Source organism: Streptomyces sp. NPDC046831 (assembly GCF_040645305.1).
Taxonomy (GTDB): Bacteria; Actinomycetota; Actinomycetes; order Streptomycetales; family Streptomycetaceae; genus Streptomyces.
Genome location: NZ_JBEYXZ010000013.1, coordinates 125,372 through 134,569 on the forward strand (window position 1 = coordinate 125,372; position 9,198 = coordinate 134,569).

The following is a 9,198-nucleotide window of genomic DNA, read 5'->3' on the forward strand; positions in this document are numbered from 1 at the left end:
CCGGCACACCGGTATACGCACGGACGCCGCGGAGCCGCCCTCCGGGCGGCGCAGGGCAGGTGACGACGGACCGGCCCTAGTAGGTCCTGTCCGACCATGCCCGTCGTCGCCCGAGGGGCGGCCGCGCGGCGTCAGGTGCGTGCTCCCGGCGTGCCGGCCCCAGGCCCCCGTACTGGACGTGCTCGGGTCCGGGGCCGGTGCGGCGAGCAGGGGTACCCCCTGCCCGAGCCAAGCCGAGAGCCTTGGGGAGCGTGCAGGGCGTCGCGCGGCAGACGCGAAGGGTCAGACAGAGCCTAGAAGCAGGCCATGCCGAGGAGCAGTGCGGACACGAAGAGGACGGCGCCGCTCACGAGGACGACCGCGCGAGGGTGCCGGCCCAGCGAGGACCGCAGGCCGGGGCGACGGGTGGGAACCCGGTGGACGGTGGTGTTCCACTCCGTGTCCGCACCCGACGCTGCCGCCGCCGGCGCCGGGACGCCCCGGCCGCCGGAGGGGCCGCCGCGGGACGGACCGGTCCGCACGTGGGCCGCGCCCGCGCGGTCCTGGGAGGAACCGGACCGCCCGTGGGCCGCAGCCGTGCGGCGCTGGGAGGAGCCGGACCGCCCGTGGCTCGCACCCGTGCGCCCGTGGGGCGGGCCCTGCTCCTCCGGCGGCAGCGGCTGCGGCGCCCCGCGCCAGGCCTCGCTGCGGAACCAGTCCGCCGCCTCCCGGGCCGTCGGCCGCTCCTCGGGCCGCTTGGCGAGCATGCTCAGCAGGTACGCCTCGAAGGCGGGCGGGAGCGCGGCGCCCCGCTGGTGGGGCGGCACGGGCGGCGAGTCGACGTGCTGGTACAGCAGCGCGGTGGCGGTCGCGGCCTCGAACGGCGGCCGCCCCACGGCCAGTTGGTAGAGCACGCAGCCGAGCGAGTACATGTCGGACGCCGGGCCGGCCGGGGTGCCGATGGCGCGTTCGGGTGCGAGGTACAGGCCGGTGCCCACGATCTGCCCGGTCGTGGTGAGTCCCGCCGACGGGTCGTCGACGAAGCGCGCGATGCCGAAGTCGCCGATGCGGACGGTGCCGTCCAGGCCCGTCAGCAGGTTCCCGGGCTTGACGTCCCGGTGCACGATGCCCTGGGCGTGCGCCGCGGCGAGCCCTTCGGCCGCGTGCAGCGCCACCTGGGCCAGCCGGTCCGGGGTGAGCGGTCCGCCGGTGTTCAGTTCCCCGGCCAGGCTGTCGCCCTCCACCAGCTCCATGACGAGGAAGAAGCGGTCCTCCCAGGCCCCGAAGTCGTACACGCCCACCACGTGGGGGTGGTTGAGCCGCGCCGAGGTCTGCGCCTCCAGCCGGAACCGCGCCGCGGCCGACGCGTCCGCTCCGTCGTTGAGCAGCAGCTTGACCGCGACCGGGCGGCCGAGGACCTCGTCCGAGGCCTGCCAGACCTCGCCCATCCCGCCCCGCCCGACGACCGCGTGCAGCCGGTACCGATCCGCCACCAGCACCGTGAACGCCCCTATCCCGAAGTCCCGCCCTCACGCACGCACACCGCGGCGGTCCCGGCAGCAGCCGGCCGTCGTGCACGGGTCGTGCCAACCGGCCCATCTTAACGATCACTTGGGGGGTCGCCGACCGTCCGCCCGTGGGCGCCGGGCACCCGGGCGGCGAGGACCCGTTTGACGCCGACCAGCACCCGGTAGCGCTCCCGCGCCGCGAAGTCCGCCGTCCGCCAGACCGCCGGCCGTCCCACCTCCCGGCTCAGGTGCAGCACCGCGTCCTCGTCCACCCAGACCCCGACGTGGGCGCCGTAGGCGTCGTCCGTGGCGTTGAACAGCAGCAGGTCCAGCGGCCGGGCCCGCGGCACACGGACCGTGAAACGGGTGTCGGCCCACAGCTCGCTCGACCGCAGCGGTGGTGGAGCCAGGCCGAAGTGCCGCAGCACGGCGTAGGCGAACAGCTGGCAGTTCGCCCCGGCCGCGGGAACGGGCGGCCGCTCCGCGCCGGGCGCTCCCGGGTGGCGGGCGCCGTCGTACGGGACCGTCCAGAACGCGGCAGGGAGCCGCCGGAGAAGGTCCAACCCGGCTCTCCCCTCGTCACGTTGGCTCAGGCCGAGTATGCAAGTCGGTAGGCCATATTGCCGCCATATCCGTTGATCCGATTGATCCGGCCAGGGGTGTGGAAGAAGGGCGATCGTGACGGTATTGACATGGCTGCTCATCCCGCTGGGGACGGGCGTAGTGGCGAGCGTCTGGGGCTGGTTCGCCGGCCGGCCCCGCCGCGCCGACGTGTGGACGGACGTGGACCGCTACGACCGGCTCAGGGCCGCGCTCGCCCGCACGGAGTCCTGACACGGCGGCGTTCCGAGCCGCGCCCCCGCTCGCGGCGTCCCGGGCCACGCTCCCGCTCGCACCGTCCCGGCGTGGCGCGTCCCGGCGCGTCCCAGCGCGGCGCGTCCCGGCGCGGCGGCGCCCCGGGCGGTCGTCCGGGACGGCGGGGCCGGAGCGTGGCGGGGTTCCCCTCGCACGGGCACGGATGGTTATCGTCCCCTCATGGCATCCGTACGCGCTGTCCTGATCGACATCGACGGGGTCCTCACCGTCTCCTGGCGGCCGCTGCCCGGCGCGGTGGAGGCGTTGCGCGAGATCCGGGCGGCCGGCCTCGGCGTCGTGCTGCTCACCAACACGACGTCCCGCACCCGCGCCTCGATCGCCGGGGCGCTGACGTCGGCGGGCTTCGCCGTCGGCCCCGACGACATCCTCACCGCGCCGGCGGTCACCGCCGCGTACCTGGCCGACCGCGCGCCCGGAGCCCGCTGCTCCCTGCTGAACAGCGGGGACATCGCCGAGGACCTGGCCGGCGTCACCGTCCTCGACCCGTCCGACGCGGACGCCGTGCCGGACGTGGTCGTCGTCGGCGGCGCCGGTGCGGCGTTCGACTACGCCGCGCTGAACCGGGCCTTCGGGCACCTGCAGCGGGGCGCCCGGCTGGTCGCCATGCACCGGAACCTGTACTGGCGGACCGACCAGGGGCTCCAGCTCGACTCCGGCGCCTTCCTGCTGGGGCTGGAGGCGGCCGCCCGTACCGAGGCGGAGGTCACCGGCAAGCCGTCGCGGGCGTTCTTCGAGGCGGCGCTGGCGCACCTGGGCGTCCGGGCCGAGGAGGCGCTGATGGTCGGGGACGACATCGAGTCGGACGTCCTGGCGGCTCAGCGGGCCGGCCTGACCGGGGTGCTCGTCAGGACCGGCAAGTACCTGCCGGAGACGGAACAGGAGGCGAGCGGGCGGCCCGACCGGGTGGTCGGCTCCTTCGCCGACGTGCCCGCGCTGCTCGCGTCCCCCGGGCCTGGGTGACCGGCCGTCCCGCATGGGCCCGCCGGGCCCGGCCGAGCGCGCCCCGGGGGCTGTCCCCGGTTCCCCCGGCTTGCTCCACCCTTGCTGAGGTGGTGCGTTGGTGTAACCGTCCTGGGAGCCGTCCCCCCGCTCCCCCGCTCCCCGCCACGGCCGGCCGTGCGCACGGCGCCGGACGGGCCGGGCTGTGCCGCCGCCGTTCCGTGCCGCGGCCGTTCCGTGCCGGTCGGCTCGGAACGGCCCGCGTCGCGGGCCCAGGTGCCCGCACGCACCCCACGGCCTGTCGCGTCGGCGGCCCCTAGTGCCTCTCGACCAGGACCGCGCTGCCCTGCCCGACGCCCACGCACATCGTCGCGAGGCCGCGGGACGCGCCCGTGCGGCGCATGCGGTGCAGGAGGGTGGTGAGGATGCGGGCGCCCGAGCAGCCGAGCGGGTGGCCGAGGGCGATCGCGCCGCCGCTGGGGTTGACCAGGTCGGGGTCGATGCCCAGCTGGTCGACGCAGGCGAGGGCCTGGGCCGCGAACGCCTCGTTGAACTCGGCCTCCTCCAGGTCGCCGACGCTCCAGCCGGCGCGGGCGAGCGCCTTGCGCGTGGCCGGGACGGGTCCGATGCCCATCACGTCGGGGTGGACGCCGGCGGAGGCGCCCGCGACGTAGCGGCCGAGGGACTCAAGGCCCAGGTCGTTCAGGGCCTCCTCGCTGACCAGCAGGAGCCCGGCGGCGCCGTCGTTCATCGGTGAGGCGTTGCCCGCGGTGACCGTGCCGCCGGCGCGGAAGACCGGCTTCAGCCGGGCGAGCCTGTCGAGGGAGGTGTCCTCGCGGATGCCCTCGTCGCTGTCGACGACGACGCCGTCGGGGCGTTCCACGGGCAGCAGCTCGTCGTCGAAGTGGCCGTCCTTGCGGGCCTTCGCGGCGAGCTGGTGGCTGCGCAGCGCGAACGCGTCCTGGCGTTCGCGCGGCACGCCGTACCGCGCGGCGACCTCCTCCGCGGTCTCGCCCATGGCCAGCAGGCCGTGCAGCTCCTTCATCGCGGGGTTGACCAGGCGCCAGCCGAGGCGGGTGTCGAAGGTCTCCATGCGGTGCGGCAGGGCCTCGTCGGGGCGGGGCAGCACGAAGGGGGCGCGGCTCATGGACTCGGACCCGCCCGCGATCACGATGTCCGCCTCGCCGGCGGCGATGGTGCGGGCGGCGGTGGTGACCGCCTCAAGACCCGAGGCGCACAGCCGGTTCACCGTCGCGCCGGGGACGGTCTCGGGGAGTCCGGCGAGCAGCGCGGCCATGCGGGCGACGTTGCGGTTGTCCTCGCCCGCCTGGTTGGCGGCGCCCCAGTAGACGTCGTCGACGCGGGCCGGGTCGAGCGCGGGCACGTCGGCGACCAGGGCGCGGATCGCGGCGGCGGCGAGATCGTCGGGGCGGACGGAGGACAGGGCTCCGCGCAGCTTGCCGATCGGGGTGCGGCGGGCGGCCGCGAAATGGACGGGACGCACGACAGGACTCCTCACACAGCCCGCTTAATTAGCACCGCTAGTTTTGTGCTGTCTCGGACTATAGACCTCTCACCGGCTCCCTGGGAAGATCCCCCCGGACCCGCCCGACACCCCAGGAGGAGCCATGGCCGACGCCCGCGAGCACGTCCTGACCGGAACCCGCGGCCCGCTCACCGTCCACGAGTGGCCGCACCCCCGCCCCCGCTACGTCGCCCTGCTGGCGCACGGCTACGGCGAGCACGCCGGGCGGTACGAGGAGGTGGCGGGCGTGCTGTCGGAGCACGGCGCGGCGGTCGTCGCGCCCGATCACGTGGGCCACGGGAAGTCGGCGGGCGAACGGGTGGTGATCGAGGACTTCGAGGACGTGGTGACCGACCTGCACACCGCGGCCCTCCTCACCCGCACCGCGCATCCCGACCTGCCCGTCGTCGTGATCGGCCACTCCATGGGCGGCCTGATCGCGGCCCGCTACGCCCAGCGGTACGGCGACGGGCTCGCCGCGCTCGTCCTGTCGGGCCCCGTCATCGGCGCCTGGGAGCTGCCCGGGCGGCTGCTCGCCCTGGACGAGATCCCCGACACGCCGATCAGTCCCGCCGCGCTCTCCCGCGACCCGGCGGTCGGCGCGGCCTACGCGGCGGACCCGCTGGTCTGGCACGGCCCCATGAAGCGGCCGACGCTCCAGGCGTTCGTCCGCACCCTCGCCGACGTCGCCGGGGGCGGTGACGTCGGCCCGCTGCCGCTGCTGTGGCTGCACGGCACCGACGACCGGCTGGTCCCGCTCGCCGGGAGCCGTTCCGGGGTGGAGCGGCTGAGCGGCGGGAACCTGACCGAGCGGATCTACCCGGGCGCGCGGCACGAGGTGTTCCTGGAAACGCACAAGGACGAGGTGTTCCGGGACCTGACCCGCTTCCTGGACGACGCTCTCGCGGGCTGACGCGCACGCCGGCCGACCTGCCGCCCGGCCGGCCCCGGCTCGTCCGCCTGTCGGGTGACGCCTTCGCCCACCGGTCTGCGCGCCGGCCGGCGTGGTCGCGAGCCGACGTGCCGTCCGGTGGGGTCGCGAGCCGGTGTGCCGGTCGGCCGTCGTAGGCGTGGCCTGCGGCACGCCGTTCGCCGGCCGGCAACCGGCTTCCTCGCGGGCCGGGGACCGGGTCGCCGCCGGCGGGGAACGGCCGCCGGAGCCCGCGCCACCGGGGTGTTTGCGCCCTTCCGCCCAGGGCACCCGCGCCCCCATGGAGTGGTTGCGCAGTGCTGCCTGCGTGGGCGAGGACCCCGAACTGTTCTTTCCCGTGGGCACGGTCGGACCGGCGGTGCGGGACATCGACGCCGCCAAGCGCATCTGTGCCCGCTGCCCGGTGATCACCGAGTGCCTGGAGTTCGCCCTGGGCAGCGGACAGACCTCGGGTGTGTGGGGCGGGACCTGCGAGGAGGAGCGCCTCGCTCTGCTCCGGACCTCCAGAGACGACTCCGCGAGGAGAAGCACCCTATGACTGAAGTGAAGAGCACGCTTCCCGACGCGGCCCGCCAGGTCACCCGGGACGCGCTGCAGAGCACCCTGGTGGACCTCCTCGGCATCTCGCTGATCGGGAAGCAGGCGCACTGGAACATCGTGGGACCGCGGTTCCGCTCCGTGCACCTGCAGCTCGACGAGGTGGTCGCGGCCGCACGCGACTTCGCCGACACGGCCGCGGAGCGCGCGGCCGCCCTCGGCCTGCCCCCGGACGGCCGGCCCGAGACGATCGCCTCCGCCTTCACCCTGCCGGGCCCGAAGGACGGCTGGGTGCGCGACAACGAGGTCGTCGAGGTGATGGTTCAGGCGCTCGACGCCGCCGTCGCGAGGCTGCGCGAGCGCATCGAGGCGACCGAGAAGGCCGACCCGGTCACCCAGGACCTGCTGATCACCATCACCGCCGAACTGGAGAAGCAGCGCTGGATGTTCGACGCCGAGAACTGGCCCCGGGAGGACTGACCCCGGCGGACCGGCCCCGGCGTCGTAAGCCGGCGCACGACCGACGGGAAAGGGGCCAACCCATGACCGACGACGCCCTCGAGACGGACGCGCTGTGGGAGGACTTCCACCGCGTGGTGAACATGACCTCCCAGGAGCTGGCCGGCTGGCTGCGCGTCCGTGACGCCGACGAGGAGGCCGAGCCGCTGCCCGAGGAGGCCGGCACGCCCACCGGGCAGCACGTCCTCGCCATCCTGCGGAAACGCCGCACGGACCTCACCGGCGACGACATCCGCCTGATGCGGGAGGTCGTCGAGAGGATCACCTCGGAGGTGGACCCGGAGAACGAGCCGGAGCCCGAGGACGCTGACGACACCCGCCGGCGGCAGCGGCTGATGACCCTGGGCCACGACCCGCTCAAGGCGGCCCGGTGACGGACCGCGACGCCCGGCTCCTGCGGGAGCTGGTCGCGGCGCACGGCCGGACGGTCGCCGAGGAGGCCGGCGTCGGACTGAGGAACACCCCGCAGCCGCTGTACCAGCTGCTCGTGCTCGCCGTCCTCCTCAGCGCGCGCATCCGCGGGTCGGTCGCGATCGCCACCGCCCGGGAGCTGTTCGACGCCGGGCTGCGCGACCCGCGCCGCATGACCGAGGCCGGCCGGCACCGGCGTATCGAAGCACTCGGCCGTGGCGGCTACCGGCGTTACGACGAACGCACGTCCGCCCAGCTCGGGGACGGCGCGAAGCTGGTCACCGAGCGCTGGGGCGGCGACCTGCGCCGGCTGCGCGAGGAGGCGGACGGCGACGTGTCCGCGCTGCGCCGTCTGCTGCGGGAGGTGCCGGGCCTCGGCCCGGCCGGGACGGACATCTTCCTGCGCGAGGTGCAGCGCGTGTGGCCCGAGGTCGCGCCGTACCTCGACGCCAAGGCGCTGTCCGGGGCGCGCCGGCTCGGCCTGCCCGAGGACGCCGGCCGCCTCACCGGGGCGGCGGGCGGGACGGAACCGGCCGTCCTCGCGGCCGCGCTGGTGCGCGCCGCGCTGGATGCGCATGTGGCCGAGGAGTGCCTCAGCCACGCCGGATGACCGAGCCGGCCCCTGAACTGCCCACGGGACTGCCGGAGGACCAGGCTGCTCGCCGTCCGCGGCCCGGGGCCCGGGGACGGCCTGTGCCGTCGGACGCACGGCGGTCAGCGGCCGTCTTCCCGTACGGAGGGGCGGGACGGCGTGGCGATACGACGGAGCGGTACGGCGCGGCGGCTTCAGGCGGTGACCCGGGTACCGGCAGCCCGAACCCGCCCGTCAGAGGTCCGCCACCGGCAGGTGCAGCAGACGGGCGACGGTCCGCAGGACACCGTTGTCGTTGTTGGAGGGCGCCAGGTGGCGGGCCCGCCGGACGACCTCCGGGTGGGCGTTGGCCATGGCGAACGACCACTCCGCGGCGTCCAGCATCTCCAGGTCGTTCAGGTAGTCGCCGAACACCATCGTCTGCGCGGGCGTGATGCCGAGTTCCCGCTGGAGGCGGCGCAGGGCGGCGCCCTTGTCGGCCGTCGCGTTCATCACGTCGACCCAGTGCTCGCCGGAGACGACGACCTGGTGCGTCGCGGCGAACGCCTGCAGCGTCGGCGCGGTGGTCCGCTCGGCCGGCCCGAAGTCGAAGACGGCGACCTTGATGATCTCGTCGTCGACGGCGGTCGCGTCCTCCACGACCCGGTGCCGGACGTAGTACTTGCGCACCTGGGCCAGGAACGCCTCGTCGCTCCGCTCGACGTAGGCCGACCGCTTGCCGCAGACGACGGCGCCCACGTCCACGCCCCGGCGCGCCAGGTCGCGTACGGTGCCGAGGACACCGGCCGCGGCGGCGGGCGCCAGCGGGTCCGAGCTCAGCTCCACACCGTCGCGGACGACGTAGGTGCCGTTCTCGGCGATGAACACCATACCCCGCCCCTCGTCGCCGAACTGCTCGGCGAGGGTGGCGTACTGGCGGCCGCTGGCCGGGCTGAACAGCACACCCCGGCGGCGCAGCTCGGCCAGCGTCGGCCACAGCCCCGCCGGTATGCGCTTGGCGTCGTCGAGGAGGGTGCCGTCCATGTCGGTGACGACCAGCCGGATGTCGACGGGGCCGGCGGGCAGATCGGGGGCGGTCAGCAGGGGCGAGGGGGTGGAGGACATCTCGTGGTCTCTGTGCGGGCGCTGATGGGCGCCGGGGTGGTGCGCCGGCTCCGTTGCCGTGCGCGGGGCGTGCGGTGGGCGCCGTCAGCCGGTCCGGGCCGCACCGGCACCGGCGCGCGGGTCGGCGCGGAGGCGCAGGTCGGCGCGGAGGCGCAGGTCGGCGCGAGGCGCAGGTCGGCGCGAGGCGCAGGTCGGCGCGAGGCGCAGGTCGGCGCGAGGCGCAGGTCGGCGCGAGGCGCAGGTCGGCGCGAGGCGCAGGTCGGCGCGAGGCGCAGGT

At 75.4% G+C, this 9,198-nt stretch carries 11 protein-coding genes; 7 read left to right on the forward strand and 4 right to left on the reverse strand.

The features are described from left to right. Positions 1–293: 293 nt before the first annotated feature. Both ABZ920_RS14440 and ABZ920_RS14445 read right to left on the reverse strand, forming a co-directional pair. On the reverse strand, positions 294–1,478 hold the full coding sequence (locus ABZ920_RS14440; protein WP_361503420.1) for a serine/threonine-protein kinase: 1,185 nt from the start codon (positions 1,476–1,478) through the stop codon (positions 294–296). Between the two features lie 101 nt (positions 1,479–1,579). Then, entirely contained in the window at positions 1,580–2,050 is a 471-nt protein-coding gene (locus ABZ920_RS14445; protein ID WP_361503423.1) for a hydrolase, read from the reverse strand. 115 nt (positions 2,051–2,165) lie between these two features. On the opposite strand from ABZ920_RS14445, the gene ABZ920_RS14450 reads away from it, so the two are divergent. Together ABZ920_RS14450 and ABZ920_RS14455 are read left to right on the forward strand one after the other, a co-directional pair. Then, positions 2,166–2,321: a hypothetical protein gene (locus ABZ920_RS14450; RefSeq protein ID WP_361503426.1), complete on the forward strand. Its 156-nt coding sequence runs from the start codon at positions 2,166–2,168 to the stop codon at positions 2,319–2,321. A gap of 201 nt (positions 2,322–2,522) precedes the next feature. Then, a complete protein-coding gene (locus ABZ920_RS14455; protein WP_361503429.1) occupies positions 2,523–3,323 on the forward strand; it encodes a TIGR01458 family HAD-type hydrolase in 801 nt (266 codons plus the stop codon). A gap of 295 nt (positions 3,324–3,618) precedes the next feature. Here the strand turns inward: ABZ920_RS14455 and ABZ920_RS14460 are convergent, their stop codons facing one another. Continuing rightward, entirely contained in the window at positions 3,619–4,806 is a 1,188-nt protein-coding gene (locus ABZ920_RS14460; protein ID WP_361503432.1) for a thiolase family protein, read from the reverse strand. 124 nt (positions 4,807–4,930) lie between these two features. Here ABZ920_RS14460 and ABZ920_RS14465 point away from each other — a divergent pair, with 124 nt between their 5' ends. The 5 genes from ABZ920_RS14465 to ABZ920_RS14485 all read left to right on the forward strand — a co-directional run bounded on the left by ABZ920_RS14465 (position 4,931) and on the right by ABZ920_RS14485 (position 7,835). Then, the gene (locus ABZ920_RS14465) at positions 4,931–5,740 is read left to right on the forward strand and encodes a lysophospholipase (protein ID WP_361503435.1); all 810 of its coding nucleotides are present in this window, start codon (positions 4,931–4,933) and stop codon (positions 5,738–5,740) included. A gap of 298 nt (positions 5,741–6,038) precedes the next feature. Then, a complete protein-coding gene (locus ABZ920_RS14470) occupies positions 6,039–6,296 on the forward strand; it encodes a WhiB family transcriptional regulator (RefSeq protein WP_361503438.1) in 258 nt (85 codons plus the stop codon). Next, a complete protein-coding gene (locus ABZ920_RS14475) occupies positions 6,293–6,775 on the forward strand; it encodes a DNA starvation/stationary phase protection protein (RefSeq protein WP_361503441.1) in 483 nt (160 codons plus the stop codon). Before ABZ920_RS14470 ends, ABZ920_RS14475 begins: the two co-directional genes overlap by 4 nt. 62 nt (positions 6,776–6,837) lie before the next feature. After that, positions 6,838–7,188 (forward strand): DUF3140 domain-containing protein, encoded by a 351-nt coding sequence (locus ABZ920_RS14480; protein ID WP_361503444.1) that lies wholly within the window; start codon positions 6,838–6,840, stop codon positions 7,186–7,188. Then, the gene (locus ABZ920_RS14485) at positions 7,185–7,835 is read left to right on the forward strand and encodes an endonuclease (RefSeq protein WP_361503447.1); all 651 of its coding nucleotides are present in this window, start codon (positions 7,185–7,187) and stop codon (positions 7,833–7,835) included. Before ABZ920_RS14480 ends, ABZ920_RS14485 begins: the two co-directional genes overlap by 4 nt. Positions 7,836–8,051: 216 nt before the next feature. Here ABZ920_RS14485 and ABZ920_RS14490 read toward each other — a convergent pair whose 3' ends face one another. Then, positions 8,052–8,921, reverse strand: coding sequence for a Cof-type HAD-IIB family hydrolase (locus tag ABZ920_RS14490; RefSeq protein ID WP_361503450.1), 870 nt, complete (start codon positions 8,919–8,921; stop codon positions 8,052–8,054). Positions 8,922–9,198 lie beyond the last annotated feature (277 nt).